The 16,359-nt window shown below is 74.1% G+C and carries 16 protein-coding genes; 6 read left to right on the top strand and 10 right to left on the bottom strand.

The features are described 5' to 3' along the window. Position 1: 1 nt before the first annotated feature. A complete protein-coding gene (locus FRAEUI1C_RS05080) occupies positions 2 to 853 on the bottom strand; it encodes a metallophosphoesterase family protein (RefSeq protein ID WP_013422207.1) in 852 nt (283 codons plus the stop codon). Positions 854 to 1,035: 182 nt separating this feature from the next. Here FRAEUI1C_RS05080 and FRAEUI1C_RS05075 point away from each other — a divergent pair, with 182 nt between their 5' ends. Genes FRAEUI1C_RS05075 through FRAEUI1C_RS05065 form a run of 3 tightly spaced genes read left to right on the top strand, consistent with a single transcriptional unit; the run spans position 1,036 to position 2,989 of the window. Further along, complete coding sequence (locus tag FRAEUI1C_RS05075) at positions 1,036 to 1,413, top strand: GntR family transcriptional regulator (protein WP_013422206.1); 378 nt, start codon at positions 1,036 to 1,038, stop codon at positions 1,411 to 1,413. After that, complete coding sequence (locus FRAEUI1C_RS05070) at positions 1,410 to 2,306, top strand: ABC transporter ATP-binding protein (RefSeq protein WP_013422205.1); 897 nt, start codon at positions 1,410 to 1,412, stop codon at positions 2,304 to 2,306. Before FRAEUI1C_RS05075 ends, FRAEUI1C_RS05070 begins: the two co-directional genes overlap by 4 nt. Further along, positions 2,303 to 2,989, top strand: coding sequence for a hypothetical protein (locus FRAEUI1C_RS05065; RefSeq protein WP_013422204.1), 687 nt, complete (start codon positions 2,303 to 2,305; stop codon positions 2,987 to 2,989). Before FRAEUI1C_RS05070 ends, FRAEUI1C_RS05065 begins: the two co-directional genes overlap by 4 nt. An 84-nt stretch (positions 2,990 to 3,073) precedes the next feature. Here FRAEUI1C_RS05065 and gatB read toward each other — a convergent pair whose 3' ends face one another. From gatB to gatC, 4 genes are all read right to left on the bottom strand, one after another. After that, entirely contained in the window at positions 3,074 to 4,591 is a 1,518-nt protein-coding gene (gene gatB / locus FRAEUI1C_RS05060) for an Asp-tRNA(Asn)/Glu-tRNA(Gln) amidotransferase subunit GatB (protein WP_013422203.1), read from the bottom strand. Further along, complete coding sequence (locus FRAEUI1C_RS05055) at positions 4,588 to 4,875, bottom strand: hypothetical protein (protein ID WP_013422202.1); 288 nt, start codon at positions 4,873 to 4,875, stop codon at positions 4,588 to 4,590. The genes gatB and FRAEUI1C_RS05055 overlap by 4 nt, the downstream gene beginning before the upstream one ends. Before the next feature lie 38 nt (positions 4,876 to 4,913). Then, complete coding sequence (gene gatA, locus FRAEUI1C_RS05050) at positions 4,914 to 6,413, bottom strand: Asp-tRNA(Asn)/Glu-tRNA(Gln) amidotransferase subunit GatA (protein ID WP_013422201.1); 1,500 nt, start codon at positions 6,411 to 6,413, stop codon at positions 4,914 to 4,916. A gap of 233 nt (positions 6,414 to 6,646) precedes the next feature. Next, entirely contained in the window at positions 6,647 to 6,943 is a 297-nt protein-coding gene (gatC, locus tag FRAEUI1C_RS05045; protein ID WP_013422200.1) for an Asp-tRNA(Asn)/Glu-tRNA(Gln) amidotransferase subunit GatC, read from the bottom strand. 270 nt (positions 6,944 to 7,213) lie between these two features. Here gatC and FRAEUI1C_RS05040 point away from each other — a divergent pair, with 270 nt between their 5' ends. Next, entirely contained in the window at positions 7,214 to 7,912 is a 699-nt protein-coding gene (locus FRAEUI1C_RS05040; protein ID WP_013422199.1) for an ACT domain-containing protein, read from the top strand. Positions 7,913 to 8,061: 149 nt separating this feature from the next. Here the strand turns inward: FRAEUI1C_RS05040 and ligA are convergent, their stop codons facing one another. The 5 genes from ligA to mftF all read right to left on the bottom strand — a co-directional run bounded on the left by ligA (position 8,062) and on the right by mftF (position 15,520). After that, positions 8,062 to 10,329 carry an NAD-dependent DNA ligase LigA gene (gene ligA / locus FRAEUI1C_RS05035; protein ID WP_013422198.1) on the bottom strand — a complete coding sequence of 756 codons (2,268 nt, stop codon included), beginning with the start codon at positions 10,327 to 10,329 and terminating at the stop codon, positions 8,062 to 8,064. Then, positions 10,326 to 11,549: a methionine synthase gene (locus tag FRAEUI1C_RS05030; RefSeq protein ID WP_013422197.1), complete on the bottom strand. Its 1,224-nt coding sequence runs from the start codon at positions 11,547 to 11,549 to the stop codon at positions 10,326 to 10,328. The genes ligA and FRAEUI1C_RS05030 overlap by 4 nt, the downstream gene beginning before the upstream one ends. A 66-nt stretch (positions 11,550 to 11,615) precedes the next feature. Beyond that, on the bottom strand, positions 11,616 to 12,695 hold the full coding sequence (gene mnmA, locus FRAEUI1C_RS05025; protein WP_013422196.1) for a tRNA 2-thiouridine(34) synthase MnmA: 1,080 nt from the start codon (positions 12,693 to 12,695) through the stop codon (positions 11,616 to 11,618). Between the two features lie 66 nt (positions 12,696 to 12,761). Further along, positions 12,762 to 13,955: a cysteine desulfurase family protein gene (locus FRAEUI1C_RS05020; protein ID WP_013422195.1), complete on the bottom strand. Its 1,194-nt coding sequence runs from the start codon at positions 13,953 to 13,955 to the stop codon at positions 12,762 to 12,764. Between the two features lie 32 nt (positions 13,956 to 13,987). After that, the gene (gene mftF / locus FRAEUI1C_RS05015; protein ID WP_049806826.1) at positions 13,988 to 15,520 is read right to left on the bottom strand and encodes a mycofactocin biosynthesis glycosyltransferase MftF; all 1,533 of its coding nucleotides are present in this window, start codon (positions 15,518 to 15,520) and stop codon (positions 13,988 to 13,990) included. A gap of 312 nt (positions 15,521 to 15,832) precedes the next feature. Here mftF and mftA point away from each other — a divergent pair, with 312 nt between their 5' ends. Further along, a complete protein-coding gene (gene mftA / locus FRAEUI1C_RS37125) occupies positions 15,833 to 15,964 on the top strand; it encodes a mycofactocin precursor MftA (protein ID WP_013422193.1) in 132 nt (43 codons plus the stop codon). Between the two features lie 94 nt (positions 15,965 to 16,058). Beyond that, positions 16,059 to 16,337, top strand: a complete 279-nt coding sequence (gene mftB, locus FRAEUI1C_RS05010) for a mycofactocin biosynthesis chaperone MftB (protein WP_232425297.1) — start codon at positions 16,059 to 16,061, stop codon at positions 16,335 to 16,337. Positions 16,338 to 16,359: the final 22 nt, after the last annotated feature.

Raw genomic sequence — 16,359 nt, 5'->3', positions numbered from 1 at the left:
GTCAGGCCTCGACGGGGAGGATCTGGCGGAGTGGGGGGCGTTGGTAGTGGGCCGGGCGGCGGGTCCACTCTCGGGGGTAGCCGAGGGAGACCTCCTCGAAGCGGACGCCGTCGTAGCTGGTGGTGCGCGGGATGTGCAGGTGGCCGTAGACGGCGGCGGCGGCCCGGAAGCGCAGGTGCCAGTCGGCGGTCAGCTCGGTGCCGCACCACTGCGCGAACTCGGGGTAGCGCAGCACCCTGGTCGGCTCCCGGACCAGCGGGAAGTGGTTGACCAGCAGGGTCGGCGGGCCCGCGGGGTCGAGCGCCTCCAGCCGCTGCTCGGTGAGCGCGACCCGGGACCGGCACCAGTCGTCGATGGCCGGGAACGGGTCGGGGTGCAGCAGGTGCTCGTCCGAGCAGACGACGCCGGTCGAGTAGGCGTAGGCGAGCGCCTCGGCCTTGGTCGACGTGCCCTGCGGGCGGAACGTGTAGTCGTAGAGCAGGAACATCGGCGCGACCACGACCGGCCCGCCCGGCCCGTCCCAGGTCGGGTAGGGGTCCTCCGGCGTGAGCACGCCGAGCTCGCGGCAGATGTCGACCAGGTGCCAGTAACGGGCGACCCCGCGTAGCTGGACCGGGTCGCGGTTCGGCGTCCACAGCTCGTGGTTGCCCGGCACCCAGATGACCTTCGCGAACCTGCCGGCCAGCAGCGTGAGCGCCCAGCGGAACTCGGCGACGTACTCGGCCACGTCACCGACGACGAGCAGCCAGTCGTCGTCCCCGGTCGGACGCATCGCCTCGACCACGGCCCGGTTCTCCTGATGGCGGACGTGCAGATCGCTGCACGCGAGCAGCTTCCGGGAGGCGGCGGCCATTCTTCCGATGGTCGCACAGGCCGACCCGAACAGGGCGCGCCCGCCAGGACTGTGATCTTGTCGCGTTCGCCACCGGCCGCGGCACCCGGCCCGCCCGCTTCGCGCGGAGATCTCCCTTGACAGATCGCCTCATTGGTTAGTTACTTGAGTAGGTAACCAACCGAGCGACGAAGGGAGGGGTCTTGCTCGATGAGGGGACACCGCTGTTCGCCCAGATCGCCGAGCGACTGGCCGAGGAGATCGCCGATGGCGCCCTGGCGGAGGGCGGACGAGTGCCATCGACCAACGAGTTGGCCGCCTTCTACCGGATCAACCCAGCCACCGCGGCGAAGGGAATCAACGTGCTGACCGACGACGGACTGCTGGAGAAGCGGCGCGGCATCGGCATGTTCGTCGCCGCGGGCGCCCGGGACCGCCTGATCCAGGAGCGCCGCAAGCGGTTCGCGGAGCGCTATGTCGCCCCGCTGGTCACCGAGGCCACCCGGCTCGGGATCGACGCCGAGACCCTGACCGCCCTGATCCACGAGGCCAGCCACACGCAGGAGGGCGTCACCCCATGACCACGACGATCTCGCTCACCGGCGTGACCAGGCGCTACCGGGGCCACGTCGCCCTGGACGACGTCACGCTCGACCTCCAGGGCCCCACGATCACCGGGCTGCTGGGCCGCAACGGCGCCGGCAAGACGACGCTGATGCGGATCATCGCCGCCCAGCAGTTCCCGTCGGCCGGCCAGGTGCTGGTCCTCGGCGCCAGCCCGGTCGAGAACGACGCCATCCTGCGCCGCATGGTCTTCGTGCGCGAGGACCAGGTCTTCCCGGACATCCGGGTCCGCGACGCCCTGCGGATGGCGGCGCTGTTCTACCCGAACTGGAGCACCGAGCTGGCCGACGATCTGGTCGCCGAGTTCGAGCTGCCGAGCCGCCGACCGGTCAAGAAGCTGTCCCGGGGGATGCGGTCCGCGCTGAGCATCGTCATCGGCCTGGCGGCGCGAACCGAGGTCGTGCTGTTCGACGAGCCCTACGCCGGCCTGGACGCGGTCGCGCGCCAGGTGTTCTACGACCGGCTCCTCCTGGACTACGCGGAGCACCCGCGCACCGTGCTGCTGTCCACCCACCTGGTCGACGAGGTCGCCGGCCTGCTCGACCAGGTCGTGATCATCAGCCGCGGCCGGGTCGTCCTGAACGCCGCGGCCGACGACCTGCGGGGCCGGTACACGTCGGTGAGCGGCCCGTCCGCCGCGGTGGCCGAGCTCGTCGCCGGGCGCCCCACCTGGGAACGGCGCACGCTCGCGTCGCAGGAGGCCGTCGTCCTGGCCGAGCCTCTCGACGAGTCCGACCGGCTGCGCGCGCAGGAGCTGCACCTGCGGATGGAACCCCTGTCCCTGCAACAGATGCTGGTCGCCGTCTCCGGCCAGGCCGGCGAGGACTCGCTGGAGAGGACGAACGCATGACCACCCGGCGCACCATCACCAACGTCGCCCAGTACCACCTGGTCAACCGGCTGGTCTACCTGGGCATGCCCTGGGCCATCGTCGGGTTCAGCTTCGTCGTCAACCTGGTCGTGTCCACCCAGGTGGACGGGGTGCGGACCGGCGGGCTTGGCGCGATCTTCATCTACGTGCTCGTCTGCGGGCTCTACAGCACCACGGCGTCGCTGCCGTTCGGACTCGCCCTGGGTGTCAGCAGGCGGTCCTACTACCTGGGGACGATCTGCCTCTGGGCGGCCATCGCCGCGGCCGACGGTGCCGCGATCACCGCGCTGCAGGCGATCGAGCGGGCCACCGGCGGCTGGGGCGGGCACCTGTACTTCTTCCGGATCGCCGACATCCTCGACGGTCCCTGGTACATCACCTGGCTGACGTCGTTCGTGAGCATCGCAATGCTGTTCGCCTACGGCATGTGGTTCGGGATCGTGTTCCGCCGCTGGAGCATCCTCGGTTCGCTCGCCTTCGGCGCCGCCCAGGTCACCGTGGCGGTCGTCGCCATCCTGGTCGTCACCTGGACGCACGCCTGGGCCGGCGTCGGCGACTTCCTCACCAGCGCCGACGCGCTGGGACTGACCGCGATCCTGGCCGTGCTCGCCGCGGCCCTGCTGGCCGGCGGGTTCAGCACGATCCGCCGGACCACGGTCTGACCAGGCGACCGGTCCGGAACGCCTCCCCCGGACGGCCCACGGCCGATCGGCCTCGCCCCGGCGAGACCGATCGGCCGTCCGCGTCTACGCCGCGCCGAGTCGCTCCAGCAGGAGTGCCCGGACGGTCGAGGCGACGGCCTGGCCCTTCATGGCCTTCATGACGGCGCCGACGAGCGGGCCGACGGCGTTGAGGTTGCCGCCGCGGACCTTGTCGGCGAGGTCCGGGGACGCGGCGATCGCGGTGTCGACGGCCGCGGACAGCGCGGTGTCATCGGTGACGACAGCCAGGCCCCGGGCCGACACGACCTCGTCCGGGTCGCCCTCGCCGGCGAGCACACCGTCGATGACCTTGCGGGCCAGCGCGTCCGTGAGGCTCCCGTCGGCGATCAGCTCGATGATCCGGGCCACGTCGACCGGCCGGATCGCCAGCTCCGCGGGGGTCACGCCCTGGTCGGACGCGCGCCGGGCCAGCTCGTTGAGCCACCACTTGCGCGCCGCCGGGGCGGACGCGCCGGCGGCGATCGTCTCCTCGACCAGTTCGAGCGCGCCCGCGTTGCTCATGTCGACGAGATCGCGCGGGCTGAAGCCGTGCTCGGCGATCAGCCGGGCCCGCCGCTGCGACGGCAGCTCAGGCAGCGACGCCCCGACGGCGTCGATGTACTCCCGGGTCAGCGCCAGTGGAGTCAGGTCCGGCTCCGGGAAATACCGGTAGTCGGTCGCCTCCTCCTTCGACCGGCCGGCCGCGGTACGGCCCGAGGCCTCCTCGAAGTGGCGGGTCTCCTGGTGGATCCGCTCGCCACCGTCCAGCAGCGCCGCCTGGCGGGTGATCTCGTAACGGGCGGCCCGCTCGACCGACCGCAGCGAGTTGAGGTTCTTGGTCTCCGTCCGGGTGCCGAACGGCGCGTCCGGCTCGCCGGGGACCGGCCGGCGGCGCAGCGAGACGTTCGCGTCGCAACGCAGCGAGCCCTGCTCCATCCGGACGTCGGACACGGCGAGCGAGCGGCACAGCTCGCGCAGTTCCTCGACGTAGGCGCGGGCGACCTCGGGCGAGCGGATGTCCGGCTCGGTGACGATCTCCACCAGCGGGATGCCGGCCCGGTTGTAGTCGACGAGCGAGTGGGTCGCGCCGTGGATCCGGCCGGTGGCGCCACCGACGTGCAGCGACTTGCCGGTGTCCTCCTCCAGGTGCACCCGGGTGATGCCGACCCGGTGCACCTCCCCGTCGACCTCGACGGCCAGCCAGCCGTTCGAGCACAGCGGCTCGTCGTACTGGCTGATCTGGAAGTTCTTCGGCATGTCCGGGTAGAAGTAGTTCTTCCGCGCGAACCGGCACCAGGACGCGATCGAGCAGTTCAGCGCCAGGCCGATCATGACGGCGAACCGGATCGCCGCCTCGTTGACCACCGGCAGCGCGCCGGGCAGCCCGAGGCAGACCGGGCAGACCTGGGTGTTCGGCGCGGCGCCGAACGAGGTCGAGCAGCCGCAGAACATCTTCGACGCGGTGCCGAGCTCGACGTGCGTCTCCAGGCCGATCACCGGCTCGTACCGGGCGACCGCGTCCTCGAAGGACGGGGTGGCGATGACGGCGCCGTCCGTGCTCACCGGGACTCCTCTGCGTCCGTGCGCGTGGCTGTGTCTTCTGGGTTCGTGGTTGCCGCGTCCTCGTCCTGGCCCGGCGTGTCCTGGGCTCCTGGGCCGCCGCCCTGCCCGCGGGTGTCGCGCACGTGGATGTAGGTCAGGAAGATCGCGGCCAGGAGCCCGACCGTCCCCCAGACCAGCAGGATCGGGCTTACCGCGAACCCGCCGAGCACCAGCACGATGGCGGTGAACAGCCACAGCACGATCAGCAGCGTCCGGTCCTGCCGCCTGCTGCGCAGCCCGACCATGATGTCGTTTCCTTCCGTCTCGTCCGGCCGGCCCCGCGCTAGAGCGCGGGCGCGGCCGCCAGCAGCGGGTAGCCGCGGCGGGCGTCGAGCGCCGTCTCCAGCGCGCCGCCGACCTCGTAGAGCCGCTCGTCGGCGAAGGCCGGGGCCATGATCTGGAAGCCGACCGGCAATCCGTCAGAGAGGCCGGCCGGGACGCTCATCGCCGGCACGCCCGCCAGGTTCGCCGGGATCGTGCACAGGTCGTTGAGGTACATGGCGATCGGGTCGTCGACCTTCGCCCCGATCGGGAACGCGACCGTGGGCGTGGTCGGCGAGACGAGCACGTCGACCTGCTCGAACGCCGCGGTGAAGTCCCGGCTGATCAGCGTCCGTACCTTCTGCGCCTGGCCGTAGTAGGCGTCGTAGTAGCCGGACGACAGGGCGTAGGTGCCCAGGATGATCCGCCGCTTGACCTCGGGGCCGAAACCGGCCGCCCGGGTGCGGCTCATGACCTCCTCGGCGCCGGCCAGCCCGTCGTCGCCGAGCCGCAGGCCGAAGCGCATCGCGTCGAACCGGGCCAGGTTCGACGAGCACTCGCTCGGCGCGATCAGGTAGTAGGCGGCCAGCGCGTAGTCGAAGTGCGGGCAGCTGACCTCGACGATCTCCGCCCCGAGCTCGGCGAGCAGCGCCACCGCCTCGTCGAAGCGGGCCTGCACGCCGGGCTCGTAGCCGTCCCCGGACAGCTCCCGGACCACGCCGATCCGCAGCCCGCGCACCTCGCGGCGCACGGCGGCCTCGACCACCGGCGGGACCGGCCGGTCGACGCTGGTGGAGTCGCACGGATCGTGGCCGGCGATCGCCGCGTGCAGCAGCGCGGCGTCGGTGACGGTCCTGGCCAGCGGGCCGGCCTGGTCCAGCGAGCTGGAGAAGGCCACCAGCCCGTAGCGCGACACCCCGCCGTAGGTGGGCTTCACCCCGACCAGGCCGCAGACGGCGGCCGGCTGGCGGATCGACCCGCCCGTGTCCGTGCCGATCGCCAGCGGCGCCTCGAAGGCGGCGACCGCGGCCGACGAGCCGCCGGAGCTGCCACCGGGGATGCGGCTGAGGTCCCACGGGTTGCGGGTGGCGCCGTAGGCCGAGTTCTCGGTGGAGGAGCCCATGGCGAACTCGTCCATGTTGGCCTTGCCGAGGATCACGACGTCGGCGGCCCGCAGGCGCGCGGTGACGGTCGCGTCGTACGGCGGGTACCAGCCCTCGAGGATGCGGCTCCCGCAGGTCGTCGGCTGGCCCTTGGCCGTCAGGACGTCCTTGAGGGCGAGCGGGACGCCGGCGAGCGGCCCGAGCTGCTCACCGGCGGCGCGGCGGGTGTCGACCCCGGCCGCGGTGGCGAGCGCGCCCTCGACGTCGACGTGCAGGAAGGCGTGCACGGCGTCGTCGACCTTGGCGATCCGGTCGAGCGCCGCCTGGGTGGCCTCGACGGCGGACAGCTCGCCGGCCGCGATCGCTGCCGCGGTCTCGACGGCGGTGAGCCGGACGACGTCGGCGGATGCGTCGGTCATGGCTGCGGTCGGTCCTTCTCTGTCGTCTGTGGGCCTCTGGGAGGCTTCCTGGTTCGTCTGGGTCCCGCGTTCACCGGGACTGTCCGCGATCGGCGGCGGATCTGGCCGCGCGGGTGCGTCGACGCCTCGTCCTCGGGGTTCGCGGCCCGCCGCGTCGGCCTGGGCGGTCCCCCTGGCCTGGCTCGGCCACCGAGGCTCCGTCCGGCGAGCGGGCGTCGCGTGCCTGGGCGCCGCTACTCGTCCGGGTCGAGGATGCGCGGTACCCGGAAACGGCCTTCCTCGGCGGACGGCGCCCCGGCGAGTGCCTCCTCCGCCGTCAGCGACGGCCGGGTCGTGTCGACCCGGAAGACGTTGGTAAGCGGCACAGCATGGCTGGTGGGCGGGATGTCCGCCGCCGCGACCTCGGCGACCCGGGCGACGGCGGACAGGATCTGGTCCAGCTGTGGTGCGAGCGCGTCGAGCTCGGCATCCGACAGCGACATCCGCGACAGGCGGGCGAGATGCGCGACCTCGTCCCTCGTGATGGCCATGGCGGTGGACCCCTGTTCTACGGCCGTCTACCGGCCGGTTGTCGCCAGTGTCCAGCCAACGGCCTGACCGGACAATGAATTTTGCCGGGCGGCGACGACGGGCGACACCTCGGCGTGTCTGCGTAGCCTCATCGTACGGCGGACGCCGACGCGCCTGCCGCCGGGCAAGGCGCGATCTTCCCACGCGCGGCGGCCGCACAGCCGCGACGACATTCAGGAACGCACGCGGATGTCACCACAGCGTCACGCCGATCCGGAATCCTCGACGTCATGTCGTACCTCCTGCGTCTGCTGCTGCCCGACCGACCCGGCGCGCTGGGGGCGGTGGCGACGGCGCTGGGGCGGGTCGGGATCGACATCATCAGCCTCGCCGTCGTCGAACGGTCGACGGACGGCGCGATCGACGACCTGGTGGTGCAGCTGCCCATGGGTGGCCTCGCGGACAGCGCGCTGACGGCCGCGCACTCGGTCGCGGGCGTGCGGGTCGAGTCGCTGCGGCCGTACCTCGCGGACGGGGCCGGGGTCAGCGACGACCTGGACCTGGTGGACGCGCTCACCGACCGGCCGGGCGAGGCGGCCGCCATGCTCGCCGACCTCGTGCCCGGGGTCTTCCACGCGGACTGGGCTCTGCTGCTCGACTACGCCGGGCCGGGCGACGTGCGCATCCGGGAGGCGTCGGTCGGCGCGCCGGACCTGGGCGTGTACGACTACGCGAGCCCGCCGCGGGCGATCGAGCCGGTGCCGTGGCTGCCGCTGCCCGAGGCCCGGGTGATCGACCCGGCCGAAGGCGGCCTGCCTGCGCGCTGGTCCGAACGCGGCATGGAGCTCGCCGCCGCCCCCGTCGGCTGCGCCGAGCTGGTGATCCTCATCGGCCGTCCCGGTGGCCCGAGGTTCCGCTCCTCCGAGGTCGCCCGCCTGGCCCACCTGGCCGGCATCACCGCGTCCCTCGCCCGCCGCACAGCGCTGTAGGTCCTGCCGCGCGGCCCCGGGCGGCCCGGCCTACCGACGGCGCCACCATCGGGCCTTGATCGTCGTTTTGGCCCGCTACCGGTCGTGAAACACCCTGCCTACGACCATCCGAGGGCCAAACGGCGATCAACGAAGGCCGGGGCCTGCGGCTACTCCGTTCGAGAGGCGGCCGGGTCGGAGGGACCCGCGGTGACCCCGGACGGCTCCGCGGGCGACGTCGGGTCGCTGACCTGGGCCAAGGCACCGGCCGCTTCGACGCCCTCGGTGAGCAGGACGCGGAGGCCGGCCTCGTCGAGGATCGGGACCTTCAGGGATACGGCCTTGTCGTACTTCGTCCCGGCGTTCTCGCCCGCGATGACAAAGCTGGTCTTCTTGCTGACCGAGCCGCTGACCTTGCCGCCCAGGTTCTGGACCGCCTCCGTCGCCGAGTCCCGGGTGTAGCCCTCCAGCGAGCCGGTGATGACGACGGTGACGCCGGCCAGCGGGCGCGGGCCCTCGTCGGCGCCCTCGTCGGCCAGGGTCACGCCGCCGGCCCGCAGCCGTTCGACCAGGTCGAGGTGACGCGGGTCGGCGAACCACTCGACGACGGCGGCCGCGATCGTCGGGCCGACACCGTCGACGACCGCCAGTTCCTCCAGGCTGGCCGCCCGGATCGCGTCGGTCGAGCGCAGCTCCCTGGCCAGCGCCTGGGCCGCGGACGGGCCGACGTGGCGGATCGACAGGCCGACGAGCAGGCGCCACAGCGGGCGGTGCCGGGCCGCCTCGATGCCCTTGAGGACCTGCTCGGCCTTCTTGCCGAGCACCGACCGGCGCAGCGCCTTGCCGTCCGGGCCCTTGACGAGCTTGCCGTTCTCGTCGCGGACGGTCTCGATCCGCTCGAACAGCGGCATCCCGGTGAAGGACCGCTCGTCGAGGTGGAAGACGTCCGCGATGTCCTTGACCCGGCCAGCCTCGATCAGGTCGATCGCGCTCTCGCCGCCGAGGCCGTCGATGTCCAGGGCGCCGCGCGACGCCAGGTGGATGATCGCCTCTCGGCGCTGGGCCGGGCAGCCGACCGTGTTCGGGCAGCGGGTGTCGGCCTCGCCCTCCGGGCGGACCAGCTCGGTGCCGCACTCCGGGCAGTGGGTGGGGAAGACGAACTCGCGCTCGGTGCCGTCGCGCAGATCGACGACCGGCCCGACGATCTCGGGGATCACGTCGCCAGCCTTGCGCAGGATGATCATGTCACCGATCAGGACGCCCTTGGCCTTCACCTGGTCGGCGTTGTGCAGCGTGGCCAGGCCCACCGTCGAGCCGGCCACCGTGACGGGCTCCAGCACGCCGAACGGGGTCACCCGGCCGGTCCGGCCGACGTTCACCTCGATCGATTTCAGCCGGGTGGTCACCTCCTCCGGCGGGTACTTGTAGGCGATCGCCCACCGGGGCGCCTTGGAGGTGGCGCCGAGCCGGCCCTGGGTGGCCAGGTCGTCGACCTTGACCACCACGCCGTCGATCTCGTGCTCGACGTCGTGGCGGTGCTCGCCCCACTCGCGGATGTAGGCCAGCACGGCGTCGACGTCGCCGACCACCCGGTAGCGCGGGGAGATCGGCAGCCCCAGCTCGGCGAGCGCCTCGTAGGCCGCCGACTGCGAGGGCGGGTCGAACCCGCGGCGGGCGCCCAGGCCGTGCACGTACATCGCCAGGCCTCGGGACGCCGTCACCTGCGGGTCCTTCTGCCGCAGCGAGCCGGCCGCGGTGTTGCGTGGGTTGGCGTACGGCTTCTTCCCGTCGGCGACCAGTGACTCGTTGAGCGCCACGAACGCGGCGACCGGGAAGAAGACCTCCCCACGCACCTCCAGCAGCGCCGGGACGTTCGGCCCGCGCAGCCGCGCCGGGACGCTGCGCAGCGTGCGGATGTTGGCGGTGATGTCCTCCCCCACCCGGCCGTCGCCCCGGGTCGCGGCGCGGACCAGCACGCCGTCCTCGTAAACCAGGTCGACCGCGAGCCCGTCGATCTTCAGCTCGCAGAGCCAGGCCGCGACCGAGGTCTCCTTCGTGGCCCTGGCCGCCCAGGCCTGGAACTCGTCCTCGTCGAAGGCGTTGTCCAGCGAGAGAAGCCGTTCCAGGTGGGTGACCGGCTCGAACAGCTCGGACGGGGTCTCGGTGACCTTCTGGGTCGGCGAGTCCGGGGTGCGCAGGGCCGGGTAACGCTCCTCCAGCGCGACGAGCTCGCGGTAGAGCACGTCGTACTCGGCGTCCGAGACGGTCGGCGCGGCCAGCACGTAGTAGCGGTAGGCGTGCTCGTCGAGCACCCGGGCGAGCTCCGCGGCCCGGGCCCGCGCGTCCGCGGGCACCTCCTCGGCCCCGGCCTGGACGCCCGCGGCCGCGAGCTCGGCCTCGTCGGCGGTCGCCGTCTCGTCCGGCGTGGGGCCGCTCATTCGGGTGACTCCACGAGCACCCGGGCCGCGGCCCGGCAGTGCCGCATCGCCAGGCGCGCGTACCGCTCACTCGCGCCGGCGAGTCCACAGGTGGGAGTCACGGCGACCACCTCCCCGAGCTGTTCGGGCCGAAATCCCAGCCGGCGCCACAGCGACCGGACTGGGTCGACCGTACGACCCGGGTCCGACAGATCCGACCAGCCGCCACCGGCGGCCGGGCCGCGCTCCTGGCTGTCCGGCGCCTCGTCACGATCGGTGGCCCACGCGATCCGCTCGCTCGACCTGCCGCGCGCCGCGGCGACGGGCCGGCGCGGCCCGGTCCCGATCTTCGCGTCCGCCGCGAGGGCCGCCGACGGGGACGGTGGCGCCACCGTGTCGATCCGGTCGGTCGACGGGACGACCCCCATCATCAGCCGCAGCCCGGACTCCACGGCCTCGCCGATGGAGTCGTCGTCGGCCTCGCTGAGGAGGGTCGCGTCCAGGCCGACGAACTGCGCGCCGGCCCGGCGCAGCAGCGCCAGCGGCACGTCGGGCGCGCAGCAGTGCACCCCCACCCCGGCCACGTGGTTCGCGGCGGCGGCCTTCGCCAGGACCAGCCCGAGCCGCTCGCCGGCCAGCTCCTCCTTGACGACCCGGAGCACCGAGAACCCGCTCGGGGTACGAATCCGGCCCGCGAGCACCGCCGGCAGGGACGGCTCGTCGAGCTGGACGAGCAGCCGGGCACCGGGCACCCGCCGCGCGATCGTCGTCAGCAGGTCGTCCAGGCCGACGGCCAGCGACTCGGCCAGGTCACGGGTCGCGCCATGGTCGGACAGGGCCTTGTGGCCGCGGGTCAGCTCGACGCCGGCCGCGAGCGTCCACGGCCCGGCGACCGCGATCTTCAGGGGGCCGACATACCCGTCGGCGGCCTCCTCGATCGCGTCGAGGTCCTGCTCGACCATGCCGCGCGCCCGCCGGTAGTCCAGCCCGGGCCGCGCCACCAGGCGCCAACCGGACGGCTGCAGGTCCACCGGCAGCTCGGCCGCGATCGCCGCGGCCCGGCCGAGCATGTCCCCGCCCGGCCCGCGGCCCGGCAGCTCCACCAGATGCGGCAGGTCGGGGAACTCGTCGAACACCAGCTTCGCCGCGATCAGCGGGTCGTTTCCCGGCAGCGATCCGACTCCTGTGGCGGCCCCCGCCGGCCACAGGGACGTCCATCCCGACTCACCACTTGTTGTCACGCGATCAAAGCTATTCCAGCCGGATGTCCTCCGGGGGTCAGCGCGCGCCGGGCGCGCGCCGCGCGCCTACGCCAGGGCGCGCTCGGCCATCGTGCGCAGGATGTGACCGCCGCCGAGAACCCGGTCGCCGTCATAGAGAACGACGGCCTGGCCGGCGGCCGTGCCACGGACCGGAGCGCGCAGCTCGATCGACAGCTCGCCCCCGTCGGCCCGCGCGACAGCCGGCACAGCGTCGCCGTGCGCACGGACCTGGGCGAGGCACTCGACGTCGACCCCTTCGGGCGCCGCCCACACGCCCGCGTCCGCGACCAGCCGCCACACGTCCAGCGACTCGGCCGGGCCGACGGTCACGGTCGACGTCACCGGCGAGATGTCCAGGACGTAGCGGGGCCGGCCGTCCGGCGCCGGGCGGCCGAGGCGCAGCCCGCGCCGCTGGCCGACGGTGAACGCGAAGGTCCCGTCGTGCGCGCCGAGGGTCTCCCCGGTCGCCGCGTCGACGATCGGCCCCGGCTTGGCTCCCAGCCGGTCGCGCAGCCAGGCGCCGGTGTCACCCGACGGGACGAAGCAGATGTCGTGGCTGTCCGGCTTGTCGGCGACGCCCAGGCCACGGGCGGCGGCCTCGGCCCGCACCTGCGCCTTCGTGGAATCGCCCAGCGGGAAGATCGCCCGGCGCAGCTGCTCGGGGCGCAGCGTGCCGAGCACGTAGGACTGGTCCTTGGCCGGGTCGACCGAGCGGCGCAGCACGCCGTCGGCGGACAGCCGGGCGTGGTGCCCCGTGACGACGGCGTCGAAGCCGAGCGCGAGCGCCCGGCCCAGCACGGCGGAGAACTTGATCCGCTCGTTGCAGCGCACGCACGGGTTCGGCGTCTCACCGGCGGCATACGCGGCGACGAAGTCCGCGATCACGTCGGTCTCGAACCGGTCGGCCAGGTCCCAGACGTAGAACGGGATGCCCAGCACGTCGGCGGCGCGGCGGGCGTCACGGGCGTCCTCGACCGTGCAGCAGCCCCTGGCGCCGGTGCGCTCGGCGTCCGGCGAGCGGGACAGCGCCAGGTGCACGCCGGTGACCTCGTGCCCGGCGTCGACGGCACGCGCGGCGGCGACCGCCGAGTCCACCCCGCCCGACATCGCGGCGAGCACCCGCATCACGCCACCCCCTGTGCGCTTCGCCCCTCGAGAATGCTGTCCCCTCCAGAATGCCTGACCCGTGCCCTAGGTCCCGCCGAGGCCGGCGAGCTCGCCCGCGCGGCTGGCCCGGTCGACGACCGGGGCGATCGCGGCGACGACGGCCTCGACGTCCGCGGCCGTCGACGTGTGCCCCAGCGAGAACCGCAGGGAGCCGCGGGCGCTCGGCTCGCCGGCGCCCATCGCCAGCAGCACGTGCGACGGGCGAGCCACCCCGGAGGTGCAGGCCGAGCCGGTCGAGCACTCGATGCCCCGGGCGTCGAGCAGCATGAGCAGCGAGTCGCCCTCGCAGCCGGGGAAGCTCAGGTGGGCGTTGCCGGGCAGCCGGCCGGGACCGGGCGGGGCGCCGTTGAGCACCGCCGTCGGCACCGCGGCCAGCACCTGGCGGACCAGCTCGTCGCGCAGCGAAGCGAGCCGAGCGGCCTCGGCCGGGAGGCCGCTCGCGGCGGCCTGCGCGGCGGCGGCGAACGCGGCTGCGCCGGCGGCGTCCAGCGTGCCGGACCGGACGTCCCGCTCCTGCCCGCCGCCGTGGGTGAGCGGGGTGACGGTCAGGCCGCGGCGCAGCAGCAGCGCGCCGATACCGACCGGCCCGCCGATCTTGTGGGCGGTGACCGTCATCGCGTCGACGCCGCTGTCGGTGAACCCCAGCGGCACCTGCCCGAACGCCTGCACGGCGTCGGTGTGGAACGGCACCCCGTGGGCGTGGCTGAGCTCCGCCAGCTCTGCGACCGGCTGCACGGTGCCGACCTCGTTGTTCGCCCACATCACCGAGACCACCGCGACGTCGTCCGGCCCGTCGCCGGCGCAGAGCGCGGCGGCGAGGGTACGCGGGGACACGAGCCCGGTCTCGTCGACCGGCAGCAGCTCCAGGACGGCGTCCTGCGACTGCTCCAGCCAGTGCGCCGGGTCCAGCACGGCGTGATGCTCCACCGCGCTGACGAGCACCCGGCGCCGGCGCGGGTCGGCCGCCCGGCGGGCCCAGTACAGGCCCTTCAGGGCGAGGTTGTCGCTTTCCGTCCCGCCACCGGTGAAGATCAGCTCGGAGGGCCGGCAGCCGAGCACGCCGGCGAGCGCCTCGCGGGACTCCTCGACCGCCCGGCGGGCCTGGCGGCCGCCGGCATGCAGCGACGACGGATTGCCCGCGACCGCGTGCGCCGCCATGAACGCGGCGAGCGCCTCCGGCCGCATCGGCGTCGTCGCCGCATGGTCGAGATAGTTCACAGCTCAACAGGTTAGCCGCGGGCCCGCCCCGCTCACCCCCGTTGGCCGCCGGCCCTCGCGCCCGTGCTTCGCCTGGGGCGCAGGGCGGCGGCCACCCGCCCAGCCCAGGGCGGCCCAGGCGGGAGCAGCGGGCGAGCCGTCCGGGCACGGGCACAGCCCCACCAGACACCGGCACTGTAGGCGGCGTCGTCCAGCATCCGCACCAGCACGTAGGGCCCGAGCCCGACCGGCGGGCGAGTGATCCACCAGTCGCGGCCGGCGGGGATGACGACGGCCGCGGCGAACACCCGTCGCCCCGCCCGGCTGCTCGCCAGCAGCGGCCACCAGCCGCGGCGGATGTTGTCAGCGGCGGCCTCGACGGCGTAACGGCGCCCGGCGAGCACCATCACCCAGGCGAGGCGTCCCGGTCTCGGCGCCGCGGCCAGCCGGCGGGACAGTCGGGACGCGGTGAGCACGCCACGACCAGCGGTCGCCACGCCGACAGCCCCGACGACGGCTCGCCGTGCCGCGCCCGCGGGGGCGGCGGCGAGCGCGACGGCCCCGGCCCCGGCGAGCGCGGCAGGGCTCGCCGGACGCAGCGGGCCGGCGTGGCGGACGGCCAGCGGACCGGCCGAGGAGCCGTAACCGAACCGCTGCCTGGCCCAGCCAAACCAGTCAGCGCGCGGCCGGTGATGAACGACCGCCGCCGGCTCGTAACGCACCGACCACCCGGCCGCGACCAGCCGCCAGACGAGGTCCACGTCCTCGCCGTACCGCAGCGCCGGGTCGAAGCCGACCAGTTCCCGGCGGACCAGCAGCACCGCCGTCGGCACGTAGCTCACCCGCGACCCCGGCCGGACCGCCGCGGGCCGCGCCCCGAGGTCCAGCGGCGACCGGGCGCTCTCGTATCTGGCCAGCAGCCCGGCCCGCGCCCCCACCTGCACGGGGGACGCCACCCGTGGCGCGACGGCCGCGACGGCCGGGTCGGCGAGGTGCCCGAGCAACAGACCCAGCCAGCCCGCATGGCCGGTCGCGGCACCCAGCTCGTCGGGGAGCTGGATGTCGGCGTCGCAGAACAGCACGAGAGGGGTGGTCGCGGCCGCCGCGCCCGTGAGCCGGGCGGCGGCCGGGCCGCGTGGGCGTTCGTGGCGCAGCACCCGGGCTCCGGCGGCCGCCGCGACCGCGCCCGTCGCGTCGGTCGAACCGTCGTCGACGACGATCACCTCGGCGCACCGGCGGGCCAGCGCCGCGATCAGCGTGCCGAGCCCGGCCGCGCCGTCTCGCACCGGCAGCACCGCCGTAACCGTCGCCATCCGGCCGCCAGGCTGGGCCGGCGGCACCGGCCAGGCCAGGCCCGCGTCGACGAGCCGGCGGGCGAGCGCCCCGGCGCCCGGCCCGGCCCGGCCGACCGGCCGACCGGCCAGAAGCGCCTCCCATACGGAGCCTCCCGCGACGGACAACGTCAGCAGCCGCAATGGCGAACCACCCAACAACACCTTTCCGCGCGACAGAACGGTGGTTTCCGGGTCACACTGCACATGGAAGTCCGCTGGTAGCGGCGGCGCCCCGGCCGGGCCTGGCACCATGCCCGGCCCCGGTGGCGTGGGTACGGCGCGAGCCGGGCCCGTCGCCGGCCCAGCGGCCTCCGCCCCGGCCGTCGACGACGACGCGCCACCCACGCCCCCGACAGCGCCGGGCGCCAGGGCTCGCCACACCGCGTCACGCAACGCGGCCAGGTGGAGCCTCGCGGTGCCCGCACGGCCGGCCGCCGACAACAGCCGCCCGCTTCTGGCAACAGGAGGCAACGGCCTGCGCCTGGCCACAGAACACCACGGCCCGCACCTGGCCGCAGAACACCAAGGCCCGCACTTGGCCAATGAACACACAGGAGGAACGGTATGGACTCGCTCGCCCCGACGACGGACATCGCGGCCGCCAGCACCCTCGAGGCCGGCGCGCCGGCCGAGCCGATCGTGGAGGACCTCCTCGTCGAGGACGTCTCGATCGACGGCATGTGCGGCGTCTACTAGATCGCCGCTGTCCCAGATGACTCCTGGCCTGACACCCGTGGGCGCGCCTGAGGGCGCGCCCACGGCGTCCTCTCACCCGACACCGGCGCATGCCGTGGCCAAGGCATCCGGGGTGACGTTCGACCCGGCGCTGCCCTACCGCCTGCATCCGAAGGTGGCGCTGCGGCCGGAACGCTTCGGCGCGCTGGCGTACTCCTACGCCACCCGCCGGCTCTCGCTGCTCAAGGACCTCGACCTGGTCACCGTCGTCCGCGCGCTCGGCGACGCGCCCTCGGCGGGCGACGCACTGGCCGCCGTGCCGGCAGCCAAGCGGCCCGCCGTCGAGCGCGCGCTGGCGCGCCTCGTCGAGACCGGCTTCGTCCAGCCCCGCTGACCCACCTGGGCTCGCCCGCCGC

It is taken from the genome of Pseudofrankia inefficax (assembly GCF_000166135.1).
GTDB lineage: Bacteria > Actinomycetota > Actinomycetes > Frankiales > Frankiaceae > Pseudofrankia > Pseudofrankia inefficax.
Note: the sequence above shows the minus strand (reverse complement) of the source record. Positions and strands in the feature narration are given on the sequence as shown.